This window comes from Biomaibacter sp. TOL, assembly GCF_059717795.1.
Genome location: NZ_AP046092.1, coordinates 172,204 through 189,658, shown reverse-complemented (window position 1 = coordinate 189,658; position 17,455 = coordinate 172,204). Strand labels below are relative to the sequence as shown.

At 42.2% G+C, this 17,455-nt stretch carries 20 protein-coding genes and 1 tRNA gene; 20 read left to right on the top strand and 1 reads right to left on the bottom strand.

From position 1 onward, the window contains the following. The 20 genes from der (at position 1) to pyrR (ending at position 15,462) form a co-directional block, all read left to right on the top strand. Positions 1–1,323: a ribosome biogenesis GTPase Der gene (gene der / locus AC6I1H_RS01030; protein WP_497739208.1), complete on the top strand. Its 1,323-nt coding sequence runs from the start codon at positions 1–3 to the stop codon at positions 1,321–1,323. Continuing rightward, the gene (gene plsY / locus AC6I1H_RS01025; protein ID WP_497739207.1) at positions 1,320–1,916 is read left to right on the top strand and encodes a glycerol-3-phosphate 1-O-acyltransferase PlsY; all 597 of its coding nucleotides are present in this window, start codon (positions 1,320–1,322) and stop codon (positions 1,914–1,916) included. The genes der and plsY overlap by 4 nt, the downstream gene beginning before the upstream one ends. Positions 1,917–1,931: 15 nt before the next feature. Continuing rightward, a complete protein-coding gene (locus tag AC6I1H_RS01020) occupies positions 1,932–2,963 on the top strand; it encodes an NAD(P)H-dependent glycerol-3-phosphate dehydrogenase (RefSeq protein WP_497739206.1) in 1,032 nt (343 codons plus the stop codon). A 157-nt stretch (positions 2,964–3,120) separates the two neighbouring features. Beyond that, the gene (gene spoIVA, locus AC6I1H_RS01015; protein ID WP_497739205.1) at positions 3,121–4,599 is read left to right on the top strand and encodes a stage IV sporulation protein A; all 1,479 of its coding nucleotides are present in this window, start codon (positions 3,121–3,123) and stop codon (positions 4,597–4,599) included. 152 nt (positions 4,600–4,751) lie between these two features. Further along, positions 4,752–5,195: an ACT domain-containing protein gene (locus AC6I1H_RS01010; protein ID WP_497739204.1), complete on the top strand. Its 444-nt coding sequence runs from the start codon at positions 4,752–4,754 to the stop codon at positions 5,193–5,195. 28 nt (positions 5,196–5,223) lie between these two features. Then, positions 5,224–6,492, top strand: a complete 1,269-nt coding sequence (locus AC6I1H_RS01005) for a homoserine dehydrogenase (protein WP_497740883.1) — start codon at positions 5,224–5,226, stop codon at positions 6,490–6,492. Between the two features lies 1 nt (position 6,493). Further along, the gene (thrC, locus tag AC6I1H_RS01000; RefSeq protein ID WP_497739203.1) at positions 6,494–7,549 is read left to right on the top strand and encodes a threonine synthase; all 1,056 of its coding nucleotides are present in this window, start codon (positions 6,494–6,496) and stop codon (positions 7,547–7,549) included. A gap of 11 nt (positions 7,550–7,560) precedes the next feature. Beyond that, entirely contained in the window at positions 7,561–8,451 is an 891-nt protein-coding gene (gene thrB, locus AC6I1H_RS00995) for a homoserine kinase (RefSeq protein WP_497739202.1), read from the top strand. 107 nt (positions 8,452–8,558) lie between these two features. Beyond that, positions 8,559–8,635, top strand: a tRNA-Pro gene (locus AC6I1H_RS00990). A gap of 249 nt (positions 8,636–8,884) precedes the next feature. Beyond that, the gene (locus AC6I1H_RS00985) at positions 8,885–9,994 is read left to right on the top strand and encodes a biotin/lipoyl attachment domain-containing protein (RefSeq protein ID WP_497739201.1); all 1,110 of its coding nucleotides are present in this window, start codon (positions 8,885–8,887) and stop codon (positions 9,992–9,994) included. Beyond that, positions 9,982–10,674, top strand: a complete 693-nt coding sequence (locus AC6I1H_RS00980; protein ID WP_497739200.1) for a YggS family pyridoxal phosphate-dependent enzyme — start codon at positions 9,982–9,984, stop codon at positions 10,672–10,674. Before AC6I1H_RS00985 ends, AC6I1H_RS00980 begins: the two co-directional genes overlap by 13 nt. Before the next feature lie 31 nt (positions 10,675–10,705). After that, complete coding sequence (locus AC6I1H_RS00975) at positions 10,706–11,137, top strand: cell division protein SepF (protein ID WP_497739199.1); 432 nt, start codon at positions 10,706–10,708, stop codon at positions 11,135–11,137. Between the two features lie 72 nt (positions 11,138–11,209). Next, positions 11,210–11,443, top strand: a complete 234-nt coding sequence (locus tag AC6I1H_RS00970) for a YggT family protein (RefSeq protein ID WP_497740881.1) — start codon at positions 11,210–11,212, stop codon at positions 11,441–11,443. Between the two features lie 13 nt (positions 11,444–11,456). Then, a complete protein-coding gene (locus AC6I1H_RS00965; protein WP_497739198.1) occupies positions 11,457–12,125 on the top strand; it encodes a DivIVA domain-containing protein in 669 nt (222 codons plus the stop codon). Between the two features lie 16 nt (positions 12,126–12,141). Continuing rightward, on the top strand, positions 12,142–12,393 hold the full coding sequence (locus AC6I1H_RS00960) for a TM1266 family iron-only hydrogenase system putative regulator (RefSeq protein WP_497740880.1): 252 nt from the start codon (positions 12,142–12,144) through the stop codon (positions 12,391–12,393). A gap of 81 nt (positions 12,394–12,474) precedes the next feature. Then, on the top strand, positions 12,475–12,768 hold the full coding sequence (locus AC6I1H_RS00955; RefSeq protein ID WP_497739197.1) for a DUF5665 domain-containing protein: 294 nt from the start codon (positions 12,475–12,477) through the stop codon (positions 12,766–12,768). A gap of 33 nt (positions 12,769–12,801) precedes the next feature. After that, complete coding sequence (locus tag AC6I1H_RS00950) at positions 12,802–13,443, top strand: TraR/DksA C4-type zinc finger protein (protein WP_497739196.1); 642 nt, start codon at positions 12,802–12,804, stop codon at positions 13,441–13,443. A gap of 86 nt (positions 13,444–13,529) precedes the next feature. Further along, entirely contained in the window at positions 13,530–13,994 is a 465-nt protein-coding gene (gene lspA, locus AC6I1H_RS00945; protein WP_497739195.1) for a signal peptidase II, read from the top strand. Positions 13,995–13,999: 5 nt separating this feature from the next. After that, on the top strand, positions 14,000–14,920 hold the full coding sequence (locus tag AC6I1H_RS00940) for an RluA family pseudouridine synthase (RefSeq protein WP_497739194.1): 921 nt from the start codon (positions 14,000–14,002) through the stop codon (positions 14,918–14,920). A 5-nt stretch (positions 14,921–14,925) separates the two neighbouring features. Next, a complete protein-coding gene (pyrR, locus tag AC6I1H_RS00935; protein ID WP_497739193.1) occupies positions 14,926–15,462 on the top strand; it encodes a bifunctional pyr operon transcriptional regulator/uracil phosphoribosyltransferase PyrR in 537 nt (178 codons plus the stop codon). Here the strand turns inward: pyrR and AC6I1H_RS00930 are convergent. Further along, positions 15,452–17,218, bottom strand: coding sequence for an Rqc2 family fibronectin-binding protein (locus AC6I1H_RS00930; protein ID WP_497739192.1), 1,767 nt, complete (start codon positions 17,216–17,218; stop codon positions 15,452–15,454). The two genes, pyrR and AC6I1H_RS00930, sit on opposite strands and share 11 nt — an antisense overlap. Positions 17,219–17,455 lie beyond the last annotated feature (237 nt).

Here is a 17,455-nt window from a genome sequence, read left to right as displayed (position 1 = left end):
ATGAGTTTTACTGTTGCCATAGTAGGGCGCCCCAATGTGGGAAAATCAACTCTCTTTAACAGATTGATGGGAAAAAGGATTTCCATAGTTGACGATAAACCGGGAGTCACCCGGGACAGAATTTACGGTCAAATGGAATGGAACGGTAAAAAATTTACCGTAATTGATACCGGAGGTATTGAACCTGCCGCCAGAGACTTTATTTTCAGCCAGATGAAACGCCAGGTGGAATTTGCGATCGACACCGCGGATATTATAGTTTTTCTTGTGGATGGCAAAGAAGGTCTTACTCATGCGGACGAAGACGTGGCGGATATATTAAGGAAAAGCGGAAAACCGGTTTTACTGGTGGTCAATAAAGTGGATAATTTTAAAAATGCGCCTGAAAATTACGAATTCTATAGGTTGGGCTTTGAGGATCCCATATTTATATCGGCATCCCATGGCCTGGCGGTGGGTGATCTACTAGACAGGCTGACGGAGCATATAAAGGACATGCCCGAAGAATCCGAAGATGAGGATATAATCAAAGTGGCGGTAGTCGGAAAACCCAATGTGGGTAAGTCGTCCCTGGTAAATGCCATACTGGGCGAAGAGAGAGTTATCGTCAGCGATATCCCCGGGACCACCCGCGACGCCATTGACACCTATTTCGAAGTTGGCGGCAAGAAGATGGTTTTTATAGATACGGCGGGGATGAGAAGAAAGAGCAGGGTGAAGGAGGATATTGAATTTTACAGCAATGTAAGAGCTCTGGGGGCTATTGACAGGTCGAATGTGGTACTGATGGTGCTGGATGCCGTTCAGGATATATCAGAACAGGACAAAAGAATTGCGGGAATTGCCCATGAAGCCGGAAAAGCCATAATTATTATTGTGAATAAATGGGACCTTGTAGAAAAAGATGAACATACAATGAATGAATTCAGAGAAAAAATAAAAAATGAGTTTGCTTTCATGCAATATGCGCCCACTCTTTTTGTTTCGGCAAAGACCCGGCAGAGGGTCCACCGTATAATCGAACTAATAAATTTTGTTATGGATCAATATACTTTCAGAGTGAGGACTCCGATGTTGAACGAGCTGGTGCGGGAAGCGACAGCTATCGTGGAGCCTCCCAGCATCAAGGGAAAAAAGTTAAAGATATATTATGCGGTTCAGACGGGCATAAAGCCTCCAACCTTCGTGTTCTTCATAAATGATATGAAACTCTTCCATTTTTCATATATGAGGTATCTTGAAAACAAACTGAGAGAAACATTCGGCCTGGAAGGCACACCCATAATAATAAAAGGCAAGGAGAAAGGGGAAAGAAAACGGTGAAAACATTGGGAATTGTCCTGAGTTATTTTATAGGTTCCGTATCCACCGCATATATTCTTGTAAAACTCATGAAAGGCATTGATATAAGAACCGTTGGGAGCAAGAATGCGGGCGCCACAAATGTCCAGAGGGTTTTGGGAACAGGCCCGGCTCTTCTGGTGTTTGCCCTTGATATGCTGAAGGGGTTACTGGCGGTAATGATAGGCAGGCTTACAGGAGGCTCAACTGCTTCGCTCTGGTGCGGTATTGCGGCGGTGGTGGGGCATAATTGGCCGTTATTTTTCGGATTGCGAGGGGGGAAGGGAACTGCGACAACTCTGGGAGTGCTGTGGGCTGTCATGCCAAATATTGCATTGATCATCACGGCTGTAGGGATTGTCACTATTGCCATTACCCGGTATGTTTCGCTGGGGTCCGTTCTAGGGGCGCCGCTTCTTCTTATTCTGGTCATTGCGACAGGTAAATCCTGGAATTATATTATCTTCGCATTCATATTAATGTCAATGACCCTATACAGGCACAGGGAAAACATTGTGAGATTGCTGGAAGGGAGAGAATCCCGTTTAGGCCAAAAGTTAAAAAGGGTCAAGTAATGGAGGTAATGTAACATGAAAGTAGCGGTGATAGGTGCGGGTGGCTGGGGCACGACTCTTGCAAATGTGCTCGCTCAAAACGGCATTATGGTAGCATTATGGGCGCGAAGGCCTGAACTGGCCGAGGAAATAAATACTTGCCGGGAAAATAAAGATTACCTTCCCGGAGTAAAGGTATCGGATAATGTAAATGTTTCTTCAGATATAGAGCAGGTAGTGCATAATTCTGAATGTGTAGTGATGGTTGTTCCCTCTCATTCTATGTGCGCGATTGCAAGACAGGTGGCAAGATACATAAAAGAGGATGCCATAATCATAAGTGCTTCCAAAGGTCTGGAGACTGATTCTTTCAGAAGGATGTCTCAGGTCCTTGAGGAGGAACTGCCTTCGCGGTTTTGCAAAAATATAGCTGTCCTTTCCGGTCCAAGTCATGCCGAAGAAGTTTCAAAAGAACTCCCCACGGCGGTGGTGGCTGCCTCCGTCAAAAGGCAGGTGGCGGAACGGGTGCAGGACATTTTTATGAACAACTATTTTAGAGTTTATACAAATCCGGATGTGGTAGGAGTAGAAATAGGCGGTGCATTGAAAAATGTAATTGCCATCTGTTCCGGCATTTCCGACGGTCTGGGTTTCGGGGATAATACCCGGGCGGCTCTCATGACCAGAGGCATTGTGGAGATAACAAGGCTGGGGATTCGTTTGGGAGCAAAGCCCGCCACCTTCGGGGGCCTGTCGGGAATAGGCGACCTGATAGTCACCTGCGGCAGTGTATACAGCAGGAACAGAAGAGCAGGAATGGAAATTGGCCGGGGAAAAACTGTAAAACAAGTGCTGGAATCGACAAAAATGGTTATCGAGGGTATAAATACCACAAAAGCGGCCTTTTTACTGGCGAAAAAGCTTAATATAGAAATGCCCATTACAGAACAGGCTTATGCGGTGCTATTCCAAGACAAGAATCCCCTGGATGCGGTTTCTACGCTGATGAGGAGGCAGGGCAAACATGAAATTGAGGATATAATTTTTGAAAGGCCTTCAGGCTGGTAAAAACGTGGTTTTCCACGTTTTTTCATTTTTTAAGTAATATTCATGGGACCATGTCATATATATATACTGTATATAAAAGTGAACTACCCCTCCTCTTGAAAATAAAATTTAAAAATAATTAGGAAAGGGGGGGAGGAAAAAAGAAGGAGGGAAAATGATGGAAAAGTTTGACCTGTTCAAAGATATCGCCGAACGGACCGGAGGGGATATTTATATAGGCGTGGTAGGACCTGTAAGGGCAGGCAAATCGACGTTTGTAAAAAAGTTTATGGAATTGATGGTAATACCCAACATTGCCAACCCTAACGACAGGACCAGAGCCAAAGACGAACTTCCGCAGGCGGGTGCGGGAAGGACCATAACAACGGCAGAACCCAAGTTTATCCCCAGCGAGGCCGTAGAAATAACCTTTAAAGAAAACATAAAATTTCGTGTGAGACTTGTGGATAATGTGGGTTTTACCGTAAGGGGTGCTCTGGGATATGAAGATGAAAACGGGCCGCGGATGGTTTCGACTCCCTGGTTTGATAACGAAATACCTTTCCAGCAGGCTGCGGAAATCGGCACCAGGAAAGTTATAGAAGAACACTCGACCATAGGCCTGGTAATAACCACGGACGGTTCCATAACGGAGATACCCCGAGAAAATTATGTTCAGGCCGAAGAAAGGGTGGTGGAAGAATTAAAAACCATTGGCAAACCATTCGTTATAGTCTTAAACACCGCAAGACCCATGGATGAAAGAACAATGGATCTCAAGGAAATCCTTGAGTCAAAATATGACGTGCCGGTCATGCCGATGGATTGTCAGGATTTAACAAGCGAAGACATCTATGCAATTCTGGAAGAAGTTCTCTATGAGTTCCCGTTGATGGAAATTAACATACGCCTCCCTCGATGGGTCGAAGTAATGGAAAAAGAACACTGGCTGAGGAAACAGTTTGAAGAATCAATTACAACTACGATTAAAGATGTGCGCCGGCTGAGGGACATGGAAAAGACGCTGGCCGTGTTCAATACATTTGATTTTATTGACAATGTCAGACTAAAGGAGATGAATCTGGGCCTTGGAATTGCGGAAATCGAAATGGAGGTCCGTAAAGATCTTTTTTATAAAGTTTTAAGCGAAACGGCAGGCATCTCTATATCGGGAGACCATCAATTGATGAAATTGGTAAAAGAATTGACGACGGCCAAGAAGGCTTATGACAAAGTTTCGAAAGCCCTTGACGATGTTCAAAAAATAGGTTATGGGATAGTGCCTCCGCAGCTTGACGAATTGACTCTCGAGGAGCCAGAGATCATAAGACACGGGTCCCGATTCGGAGTAAAATTAAAGGCTGTAGCTCCTTCAATTCACATGATAAGAGCTGACATCAGGGCTGAAGTTTCTCCTATAATTGGTACGGAGAAACAAAGCGAAGATCTGATAAATTATATTATGAATGAATTTGAAAACAATCCTTCCAAAATATGGGAGACCAACATCTTTGGCAAATCTTTAAACGACCTGGTACGGGAAGGCATTCAAAACAAATTGTTCAGCATGCCCGAAACAGCCCAATCCAAACTGCAGGAAACCCTGCAGCGAATAGTCAACGAAGGAAGCGGAGGGCTGATATGCATAATACTGTAAGAGGCCAGAAGTCAGAAGTCGGATTTGATGCACTTTATAGCAAGACTTTATCGGTAGAATGAGAGTCTTGCTTTTTTTGTTGTCTTATGCTATAATGTCTGCCGTAAAAAAATTAATGTTTACCATTCATGAACATCAGGGAGAGGATAATTTTGACCGAAAAAAGAGGATATTATATCATTAAGGATGAAATTCTTCCCGATATTGTTCGCAAGACGGTGAAGGCTAAAGAGCTTCTTAAAAGCGGTAAAGTCCGCACTGTCAATGAAGCTACGGAAAAAGTGGGCATGAGCAGGAGTGCATTTTATAAATACAAGGACTTCGTTTTTCCTTTTTACGAAGCAAGTCTGGGAAAAATAATCACCATTTCTCTGGTTCTGGAACATCAGCCGGGGGTTTTGTCGAGTATTCTTGACGAGATTGCCCGGGCCCGGGGGAACATTCTAACAATAAACCAGAATATTCCCATACAGGGGCTCGCAAATGTCACTATTTCCTTTGAAACAGGCGACCTGGTTAAAAACATTGAGGAACTGATAGGAGAAATACAAAGTAAAAGCGGTGTACAAAAGGTGGATATAATAGCCGGAGAATAATACAAACTCTTGGGGGAGGATTATTGTGATACAAATCGGACTATTAGGCTTTGGCACGGTGGGCTCCGGGGTCGCGGAATTAATCCAAAAAAACCAGAATACAATAGCAAAAAGACTGGGAAAAAATATCGAAATAAAAAAGATTCTGGTGAGAGATATAAATAAAAAGAGGCAGTTTCCAGCAGAGGGAAAAATCACTGACGATCCGGCGCAGTTGCTGGGTGACAACGATATTTCCATAGTAGTGGAATTGATAGGCGGAGAGGAGCCAGCTCTTACATATATTCGTCAGGCTCTTTTGGCAGGCAAACATGTGGTTACAGCCAACAAGGAAGTAATTTCAAAACATGGAAAGGAACTTCTTGATCTCGCACAGAAGCAGGGCGTAAACCTTTTTTTTGAAGCCAGCGTCGGCGGAGGAATCCCGATCATTCGACCCATGAAACAATGTCTTGCTGCCAATGAAATAATAAAGATAATGGGGATATTGAACGGTACTACCAACTATATACTGACTCAGATGACCGAAAAAAACAAGAGCTTTGAAGAAGCATTGTGTGAAGCTCAGAAAGAAGGTTATGCCGAAAGCGATCCCGTAGCGGATATCAATGGGTCTGATGCGGCCAGGAAATTGGCGATTTTATCTTCCATCGCCTTTAACACACGGATTACTCCTGATCAGGTCTATACAGAAGGTATAGATTCTATAAACCTGATAGACATAAATTATGCAAGAGAACTGGGCTACAAAATAAAACTGGTTGCAATTGGCAAAAGGCACGGAAACGAAGTGGAGGTTTCGGTCACTCCGGTGCTTTTAAAAGAAAGGCATCCTCTGGCAAGCGTAAGCGGTGCCTTTAATGCAATACTTGTTGAAGGAAACGCGGTGGGCAGAGTCATGTTTTACGGCCAGGGGGCCGGTAAAATGCCAACAGCTAGTGCGGTTGTGGCTGACATTATCGATGCGGTCAGGAGCAAGAATGGAAGTAAAATTTACTGTACCTGCTATGATGAATTGAATGTCATGAATCCGGGTCTTTCAACCGCAAGATTTTATTTGAGGCTAAGAGTTACGGATAAGCCCGGAGTGCTTTCTAAAATTTCCGGAGCCATGGGAGAAAATCAGATCAGTATATCTCAGGTTTTTCAGAAAAACACCATGGACAATACGGCGGAAATCGTCATGGTAACATATGAAGTGCCTTTTGAAAATCTTCAAAATGCCCTTGAAGAAATAAAAGCATACAGGCAGGTTGAAGAAATATCCAGTGTCATGAGAGTAGAGGAGGAATCTTAAAATGATACGAACCGGCATTATAGAAAGATATTTTTCATACCTTCCGGTAAAAGACCCGAAGAACATAATCACTCTTTATGAGGGAAATACGCCGCTTTTAAGGGCTAAAAACCTTGAAAATTACCTTGGAACGTCAGCGCAAATTTACCTCAAATACGAAGGAATGAATCCCACCGGTTCTTTCAAGGACAGGGGAATGACAGTGGCCGTTTCAAAAGCGGTAGAAGATGGTTCCGGTGCGGTTATCTGCGCATCCACCGGCAACACTTCGGCTTCTGCCGCAGCATATGCGGCAAAGGCATCTATTAAATGCGTCGTATTGATTCCCGACGGAGCTATCGCCATGGGGAAATTGGCTCAGGCCGTAGCATACGGTGCTGAGGTTGTCGCTGTAAAGGGCAATTTTGATGTGGCTTTAAAAATGGTAAGGGAACTGGCGCAAAAACATCCCATTACCCTGGTGAATTCCATAAATCCTTATCGGATAGAAGGTCAGAAAACTGCGGCATTTGAAATCTGCGACCAGTTGTCGGACGCGCCGGATTATTTGGCCATTCCAGTAGGGAACGCAGGAAACATAACGGCTTATTGGAAGGGTTTTAAGGAGTACCATGCTCTCAAAAAATCAACAAGGCTACCGAAAATGATTGGCTTTCAAGCTGCCGGAGCGGCACCAATAGTGGAAAACCGAGTTATTGAAAATCCTTCCACAATCGCTACGGCCATACGCATCGGAAATCCGGCCAGCTGGAAGTTCGCAGTGGAGGCTGCCGCCGAATCTGGCGGGAAAATAGACAAAGTCACTGATGAAGAGATTCTTGAAGCTTATTCCATACTGGCAAAAAAAGAAGGAATTTTTGCGGAACCGGCTTCTGCGGCTTCAGTAGCGGGAGTTATAAAATACTGCAAACTGAATGGTTTCAAAGAAGGGGATAAAATAGTTTGCGTATTGACAGGCCACGGTCTCAAAGACCCCAATACCGCCATACAAACCGGCGCTTCACCTGTCGTTGTAGAGGCTGAAATAGAATCGCTCGAAAAAGAAATTTACGGTTAAGAGGTGAGCTCATGGTTCGGGTCAGGGTTCCCGCCACCACTGCCAATTTCGGGCCGGGTTTTGATTGTCTTGGTGCGGCCCTTGGACTTTATAATTTTATCGAAATGGAGTTCTGGCATAAGCCTGAAATAGAGGTGACAGGAGAAGGCCGGGATGAAATCAAAAGAGACAAAACAAACCTTGTTTACCGGGCCGCTGAGAAAGTCCTAACAGAAGCCGGGTTAAATAGACCGCTGAGAATAAAGCTTGAAAACAATATTCCGCTGGCCCGAGGCCTGGGAAGCAGCGCAGCCTGCATTGCCGGAGGGATGGTGGCTGCCAATGAACTTATGCACAGACATTTTTCTATTGACAAAATAATCGATATTGCGACAGGCATGGAGGGCCACCCCGACAATGTGGTGCCGGCGCTGGTAGGCGGATTTTCGGTTTGCCTGCTGCATGACGGAAAAGTGATTTACAGGAGTTTTCCAATACCGGGCGACCTGAGATTTATTGCGGCAATACCGCATTTTCAGCTTGAAACCGTGAAAGCCAGAAAAGTCCTGCCACAAGAGGTGCCCTTATCTGACGCCGTATTCAATCTCAGCCGTGCTGCTTTAATGGTAGCAGCATTTTGCAGTGGCGATTTTAAGGATTTTGCGGTTTTTTGCCAGGATAAACTGCATCAACCCTATAGAAACACGCTCATCCCGGGCCTGGAAAAAATAATAAAAACGGTTTCGCAGCAGGGCGCGCTAGGCTGCTTCCTGAGCGGAGCAGGGCCTACCGTTATATGCATTTCCTATGAAGATAAAGCTGATATTTTCGGCGAAATCATGGCTAAAGCCTTTTCTGACGAGGGAATTGAAGCTGAATATAAAATATTGATTCCTGATGACAAAGGAACATGTTTATTATGAAAAATGTATCCACGCATATTATTTACAAATTAATCACAAAAAAAATCTGTTCAGGACTTGAAAATAATTAATTTATCCATTATAATAAAAAAAGAATTGAAACGTGGCTGGGTGTGGCGCAGTTTGGTAGCGCGCTAGAATGGGGTTCTAGAGGCCGGGGGTTCAAGTCCCCCCACTCAGACCAGAAAAAGATAAAAAAAATGCCGTTATTCGGCATTTTTTTATTTTTCATTACAAAGTATTTTAATACAAAGTATTTTAAATAAAAATTATAAAGAAAAAGAGGATTATTCCTTTTTTTGGAGAAAATATAATTAAACTCAAAAAGGTGGGAAACATGCGACCTCCGATAAACAGAAAAGTAGTACCTTTAAAGCCAAGAAAATCCTATTTTTTCAAATTAATTCGGGTCTGTGTGGCAGTGGCGGTTCTAATGTTAATTTTTATGCTTTTTAACCACTATTATATCAAGACTTACACGGTTACCGAGGGAACCATTCATGAAAGAGTTTCCACCGAAGCGCTTGTGATAAAAAAAGAAACGATAGTCAATTCTCCGGCTGACGGCAAGCTTCAAATCCTGGTGAAACCGGGCGAAAGAGTAAGGGTGGGCACACCTTTATTTATGGTTATAACCGATTCTAAACAAAAAGAGAATTACGAGAAACAAATATCGGAGTTGCAGGCAAACATTCGCGACATGCAGAATACGTTGAATTCATCTGTATCATTAAACGCTTTAAACAAATCAATTGATGATGCAACAAAAAAATTGAAAGACGCTATAGCAGAAGGGCAATTTGACAGGGTGAAGGCATTAAAAAACGAACTTGCAAGGTTGGCTGATGAAAGGCAGAAGCAAATTCAAGCCGGCAGAACGAACATAAAAACTCTGGAGAAAAGCGTCGATGAGCTGAAAAAAAAGTTGAGTTCAATAGAATTGCTGGTAAATGCACCTGAATCAGGAATAGTGAGTTTTAATATTGACGGCCTGGAAGAAGTATTGACTCCAGAAGACATGAAGGTCCTATCCGCCGTTCAATTGCAATCGATAGACAATCTGACAGTAACCCGGGAATTGCCGGCAACAGCCGTTATTAACAGGCCCGTTTTAAAAATAATGGATAATTTTGCGTGGTATCTTGCATCGGATATCAAAAATTCCGAGTTAAAAGTAGGCAAAAATTACGATATTGTAATTAAACAATCGGATATGAGCGAGAAGATTAGGGCTAAACTTGTGGATATTCACGACAACAACTCTGTGGGTGTTTTTTTGGTGGAAAAAGACATACCGGAAATGATGAAGTTTAGAAAGGTAAATTTGGAAATAATAACCGAAACTGCCACCGGAAATATGATTCCAGTGTCGGGGATAGTTAATGTTGACGGAAATGAAGGAGTTTATCTGTTGGAAGGAGGAAGCAGGGTTTTCCGAGCAGTAAAAGTAATTTCCAGTGACGGTTCATATGCAATAGTGGATGGTTTGAAATTGGGAGATAGAATATTATTGGGTGAGAAGGGTTCAGTATGGAAACATTAGAACAAAACATAACAGTTGTAAAGTCAAAGATATACGAAGCAGCTTTAAAATCCGGAAGGTCTCCGGATGAAATACATCTTGTGGCGGTAACAAAAACTGTTGCGTCGGAAATCATTCAAAAAGCCGTAAACCTAGGCGTGACTTTGTTGGGTGAAAACAGGGTTCAGGAAGCCAGTAAAAAAGTTTATATGGTGGAAGGAAATGTCCAGTGGCACTTGATAGGTCATCTTCAAAAAAACAAAGTAAAGTCTGCTGTAAAGCTTTTTTCCATGATACAGTCGCTGGATAGTGTGGAACTGGCTGAGGAGATAGAAAAAAGAGCTGGAGAAATACAAAAGGTCATGGATGTTTTAATACAGATAAATATAGGGAGGGAGGAGTCCAAGTTCGGAATAGATGTTGATGACGCTGTTGAATTCACAGACAGGATTTCACAATTGCCTCATATAAAAGTACGCGGTTTAATGGCTATAGCGCCGTTTAAAGAAAACGCCGAAGAAGTAAGGCCTTATTTTAAGAAAATGTATGATGTGTTTACGAAAATAAAGAATCTCAATTTAAAAAATGTGGATATGAGTTTCTTATCAATGGGAATGACTCATGACTTTGAAGTTGCCATCGAAGAGGGTGCCAATATGGTAAGAATAGGCACAGGCATATTTGGCGAAAGAAAGCAATAAAACAAAATTTTACCAGGAAAGAGGATAAGACATGGCTGGGAAAAATATCTTTAATAGAATTCTATATTTCTTGGGCATTGAAGATGAATATCCGGCCCATGCAGAAGATATCGATGATTACCAACCTTATATAACCCGTCCTGATATAAAGCCGAAAGGTAGGGTAATTAACATTCATCAGTCATCAAAAAATAAAATGGTGATTTTTAAACCAACTTCATTTGACGAAGTGAGGGAGATATCCGATGAAGTAAAAAACAGACGGGCCGTTATTGTTAATATGGAAAAGCTTGACAAAGATAACGCCAAGCGTGTGCTGGATTTTTTGAGTGGAAGCATCTATGCGCTCAACGGCACAGTCAAAAAAATAGGTCCAGGCATCTTTATTTTTGCTCCTGACAATGTGGATATTTCCGGAACCGCAGTGGAAGAAAGTCTGGAAAAATCCTTTTCAATGAAATAACGTTTCGGGGTAGGGGTGGTTTTTTTGGTGTTGATTAAGGCTGTGGATTTATTTTTTCAGTTTATATATTTAATGGTGGTGGCGAGGGTTTTTTTATCCTGGATGCCGGCTGCTGCAAATTCCGGCATCGGCAGGTTTATTTTCCAGGTAACCGAACCTATTCTTGAACCTTTCAGAATATTGTTCTCAAAATTCATGCCGAAAGGGCCGAGCTTGTACTTGTATTTTTCTCCAGTCGCCGCACTTTTTGTGCTGGAGGTTGTGCGGCGCTTATTATTAAATTTTCTTATAAGAACGACATTTTAAGGAGATGAGCATCATGGCGCTGGCACCGATTGAAATTCAAAAAAAGGAATTTCGCCGCTCTTTCAGAGGATATAACGAAGAGGAAGTTAAGTCATTTCTTGAAAAGATATCCGCAGATTATGAAAAAATATATAAACAAAACCAGGACTTGAAGGAAGAGATAACTTCCCTGCAGGAAAAAATCCAGGAATATCGGAATATGGAATCCACATTGAAAAATGCTCTGATATTGGCTCAAAAAACGGCGGAAGACACCAGAAATAACGCCCTGAAAGAAAAAGACATAATCTTAAAGGAAGCTCTGGCGAAAGCCGGAAAACTTATCGACAGGGCGGAGCAAAAGTATATGTCTTTAAATAACCAGTATGAAGAGCTTCGGAGACAATTCAGCTTATTTAAGACAAGATTTACTAATTTTTTACAATCACAGATCGAAATTATTAACTCATGCGAACTTAACGAGATGAACGAAAACCCGTACATGCCTGATTCGTTTGTGCAGGCGGCCGCCGCCTGCGATGAAGAAATAAAAAAAGAATTTGATTCTGAAACGGCGAATGCGGACGTTACAGATCATACGGATGGCGAGTGTATTGAAGAAGAAATTTATGAAAACCGGGGTGATGCGCAGACCCGGAATATTGTGAATGAAGACGAAACAAAGGATAACAATCGTGAGTAAAAAGGAGTCGGACAGGATGCCGGTGGAAAAGAGAATATCTGTGATTGGAATTATTGTGACAAATCGGGAGGAGTCGGCGGAGAAAGTAAATGAAATATTATCAAGGTACGGACAATGTATAATAGGCAGAATGGGGATTCCCTACCGTGAAAGGGGCATTTCGGTTATGGCCCTTATTGTTGATGCTTCTACTGACGAACTGGGAGCACTCACAGGACGGTTGGGAAGTATACCAGGTGTAAAAGTGAAATCAGCCGTTACAGCATGACGTGATACGGTTATATAATACGCATATGCTGGGGAGAATAAATAGGGGCATGTTATCTGAAATTATTTTATGGAGGAGAGAATGAACCAAGATAAATTGATGCGAGATTTATACCAGAAAATCGACGACCTGTCGATACAGATAGAAAAATTGAATCTCAGCGAATACATCGAGCTCTTTCGCAACCCCCGGCGGCTGTTATATGTTAATTTTTTAAGCGGTGTAGCCCGTGGTTTTGGCATGGCTGTAGGATTTACCCTTCTGGGAGCGCTGGTTATATATATGCTGCAGCGTCTGGTCATTTTAAGGCTTCCTTATATAGGCGATTTTATTGCGGATATAATAAAGATAGTGCAAAAAGAACTGGCAAAATAATTAAAATAAAAAAGCGGCATAGGAGGCATAACTTTGAAAAATATCCAGCATTTCAAAGCAAAGCTGGAAGGGTTGAAAGTACAGCTTGAAGATGAGATGAAGGTGTTGATTAAACGGGGTTCTGATTCGTTTAAGGAGTCGGTTGGCGAACTTTCCAGTTATGACAACCACACATCCGACCTGGGAGCGGAAACCTTTGAAAGAGAGAAAGACCTTGGCTTAAAGGACAACACGAAGATTCTTCTGATGAAGGTCAATCACGCCCTTGATAAAATCAAAGAAGGATCTTACGGAATTTGTGAAAGATGTGGTAAACCCATAAAAGAGGAACGACTGGAGGCTGTCCCCTATACCACTCTTTGCATAGAATGCAAAAAGGAAGAGGAAAAACCCGATGATCCGCGTTCCAGGCCTCTTGAAGAAAATGTTTTGAAATATCCTTTTGGTAGGAGTTTTCTGGATGACACCGATAGGAACGAGTATGAGGGAGAAGATGCCTGGCAGGATGTGGCGCGTTATGGGACCGCCAATACGCCTCAAGATGAACCGGGCGCGGTAGATTATACTGAAACCTATACGGATGGAAATGAAAAAAGAGGTATTGTGGAAAGAGGGGATATGATTATTGATGAAGAGGACTCAGATGAGGATGACAAAAACGAGCTCGGGAATTGAAAAAATGCCTTAAAAAGGCATTTTTTTTAAAGCTGCATTCTGGTATAATTTTTTTTATGAAATACCGACAAAAGAGGGTGTGTATATTGGATGTAATATTATACGGGTTTCTGGTCCTTGCAGCAGACCAAATATCAAAATATATTGTTCGGACGAACATGAGCCCCTATGAGTCCTTTCCGGTCATCAAAGGCATTTTTCATATAACATACGTACAGAACACCGGAGCCGCATTCAGCATCCTGAGAGGGAAAACACATTTTTTTACCATTGTTTCACTGGCAATAATTTTTGCCATTATAATTTTTTTGAGAAAAGTCCCCTCCGAAAAAAAGATTTTGAGAATGGTAATGGCTCTGGTGCTGGGCGGAGCTGCGGGAAACTTGATAGACCGTTTTCGGTTCGGGTATGTGGTGGATTTTTTTGATTTCAGGATATGGCCGGTTTTCAACATTGCAGACTCTGCCATTGTGGTGGGAGTTATTATTCTTGCATATCTGATAACTTTTGATCCGGGATTATCCGGGCAATTTGGAAAAGGGGGGAGGTAAAAAATTTGACAGAGGAGTTTTGCTTTTCTGTAGATGCTGCCGACGAAAAAAAGAGGATTGATGTTTTCCTCGCTGAAAAAATAAGTAAGTATTCCCGAAGCTATTTAAAAAAAGGCATAGAAGAAGGATGGGTAAGGATAAATGGCAAAAATGTAAAACCCAATTACAAGGTAAAGCCTCTGGACAGTATAACCGTATCAATTCCTTCTCCGGAAAAGCCGTCTCTTGAGCCTGAAGATATACCTTTGAATATTATATATGATGATGAGGATATTATTGTCATTGATAAACCCCGGGGTCTTGTGGTCCACCCTGCGCCGGGCAATTATTCAGGAACCCTTGTAAATTCTCTGCTTTATCATGTTGGAGGTCTTTCGGGCATCGGTGGCGTTATGCGGCCGGGTATAGTTCACCGACTAGACAAAGACACTTCCGGAGTCATGGTCGTTGCTAAAAACGATATGGCTCATGCAGCCCTTACAGCGCAGCTTAAAAATAAACTGATGAAAAAGGTTTACCGGGCTCTGGTCTGGGGGACGATTCAAGAGGACAGAGCTACCATCAATGCCCCCATTGGTCGTCACCCGATCAAACGTAAAGAAATGACGGTTATGACCAGAAATGCCAGGGAAGCGATAACCCATTTTAATGTGCTCGAAAGGTTTTCTGAGTTTACTTTGCTGGAAATAAGAATTGAAACCGGGAGAACACATCAAATAAGGGTTCATATGAAATACATAGGTCATCCCGTGGTGGGCGATCCGGTGTATTCCAAACGGAAAAATCCGTTTGCCATAAAAGGTCAGGCGCTTCATTCATATAAACTTGGTTTGATTCATCCCAGGACCGGGGAATTTATGGAGTTTACTGCGCCAGAGCCTTCGGATTTTGCCTCAATCTTGAAAATTTTAAGGTCAAGGGAGTGATATGAGTGGAGGAAAAAGCACGCATTATGGATGAAACCGCCATAAATAGGGCTCTGATTAGAATAAGCCATGAGATTGTCGAAAAAAACAAGGGAGTGCAGGACGTCGCTCTGGTAGGCATAAGGAGGAGGGGAGTGCCGCTTGCCAGGAGGATGGCTTCTTATATTTCAGGCATAGAGGGGATCTTGATTCCTGTCGGAATTCTGGATATAACACTGTACAGAGATGACCTGTCAAGCCTTTCATCCCAGCCTGTTGTACACAAAACCGAGATACCTTTTAATATCTCGGATAAAAAAATTGTACTGGTAGACGATGTTATATATACAGGTAGAACGGTCAGAGCAGCCCTGGATGCTCTTGCGGATATAGGGAGGGCCAGAATGATACAGCTTGCGGTGCTGATTGATAGAGGGCACCGCGAACTGCCCATCAGGCCCGACTATGTTGGAAAAAATGTACCCACATCCAGAGATGAAGTTGTTAAGGTAAAGCTGGAAGAGGTAGACGGTGAAAACTGTGTGGTTATTTTTAAGAAGTAATTTTTAACCTGTCGACAATTTCTTTTTCAGGAGTAACATAAAGGGTTTTATGATGGTCATAAATGACAAAACCGGGTTTTGCGCCTGAGGGTTTTCTCACAAATTTTTTTTTGGTGTAGTCTACCGGCACATTGCTGCCGCTGCGGGCTTTGCTGTAATATGCCGCCAGCATGCCCGCTTCCATCAGGGTTTTTTCAGAGACGCTCTCCCCATTGCAGTCTATCACCACATGAGAGCCCGGGATATCTTTGGTGTGCAGCCAGATATCATCTGGTTTTGCTTTCTTCATTGTTAATACATCATTCTGGCGGTTGTTTTTACCGACATAAATAATATATCCCTCAGAAGATTTAAATTTTAAAGGTTTGGAACCAGGTCTGCTTTCTTCGGCTTTTAAAGGGTTTTTTATATACCCCTGGTTTTCCAGTTCTTTATAGATATCAATAATGTCATCCAGAGTTTCGCTGTTTTTTATACTCGTAAGAACATTTTCAAGATAATTTATCTCATTTAAAGTTTCCTGCATTCTGGTCTCAGATACAACTCTTGCCGAATGCAGCTTTTTATACTTGTTAAAATAGATTTGAGCATTGTGTGCAGGGGTGTATTTTTTATTCAGTGGAATGACAATTTCTTCTTCGGGATGGTAAAAATTGGGAAGCTTAACCTCACAGGTTCCCGGTTCAATACGGTATATATTGGCGGACAGGATTTCCCCCCAGAGCCTGTATTTTTCCATGTCTTCTCTTTTTTCCAGAGTTTCTTTTAAACGAAGCAAATTTTGATTAGCCTTATTCAGGTGTTTGGAAATTTCCGCCTGAGCTCTTTCTTTAATTTTTTCCAAATTTTCAGCCTTGGTTTTTTGAGCATAATAATAATCTATAGCATTACTTGTCTCTTGCATTTGAGTAGATTTCTGCCTTTTGTGAAACATGGGAAAAACCCAGAAATCCACGGGGATACCGGTGCTGTCGTCTAAATATATCGTCGGTTTAAAACTAGACGAGTTGATGTCGCGGGCGAGCTCCGATATGACTTTTATCAAAGCGGCCCATTCATTCTGCGTGATATTGCATATGATTTTGCTGTCGGTTATACCCGCTCTGTACAATATTTCTCGGGCAGTGGTTCCATTTACCCCGGAAAGATTTTCCACGATCAATTTGCTGACGGTTTGAGACGGATCATTTTTTATCGACGATTCAATAGTTGACATAATATTATTATGGTCATTAATAAGTATATTGATTTTATTACCCAGGGGAGGCAGTACATATTTTTCACCGGGTAAAACCTGGCGGAACCTGTTAACATCGGAAGATATCCTTTTTAAGCAATCTATAATGTTACCGTCAGAATCCACAAGGATTATATTACTATGTTTACCCATTATTTCAATGTATAGCCTTATTTCCACAGGTTGCATGAATTCATTGCTGTTTTCTACTGTTATTTCCAGGAAGCGCTCAAGGCTGAACTGCGATATTTTCTTTATTCGGCCGCCTGTGAGATATTTTCTTAAAAGCATGCAAAACATCGGGGGGGCCGCAGGATTTTCAACAGTGTTTTTTGTAAGGTGTATTCTGCAATTTAACGGATCTATCGAAATTATTATCTTTGATTCATCCTTTTGCCCGCGCAAACAGAACAGGACCTCATGCTTCGAGGGTTGGTATATTTTTGTTATTCTGCTGCCGGATGCCACACGCTTCAGGTCGGAAACGGCAGCGTACATGGCTATTCCATCAAAGGGCATTTCAAATCCTCCCGCTAAATTATAATTTAAGTTGGAATTTGCGACTTGCAAATCCTTCTATATGTTAGTATATCATAAAACAGCTGTGAGTTAGAAGCAACTACAAAAAGATAAATCAGTTGTTTAAAACTCAATTAGGTGGTATAATAATTTTAACGATTTTGGAAGAAAATGCGAGGGTGGTTTTGAAATATGAAGTTTACCTGAACGGATTGTCTGGAATAAAGCTTTTTAGTT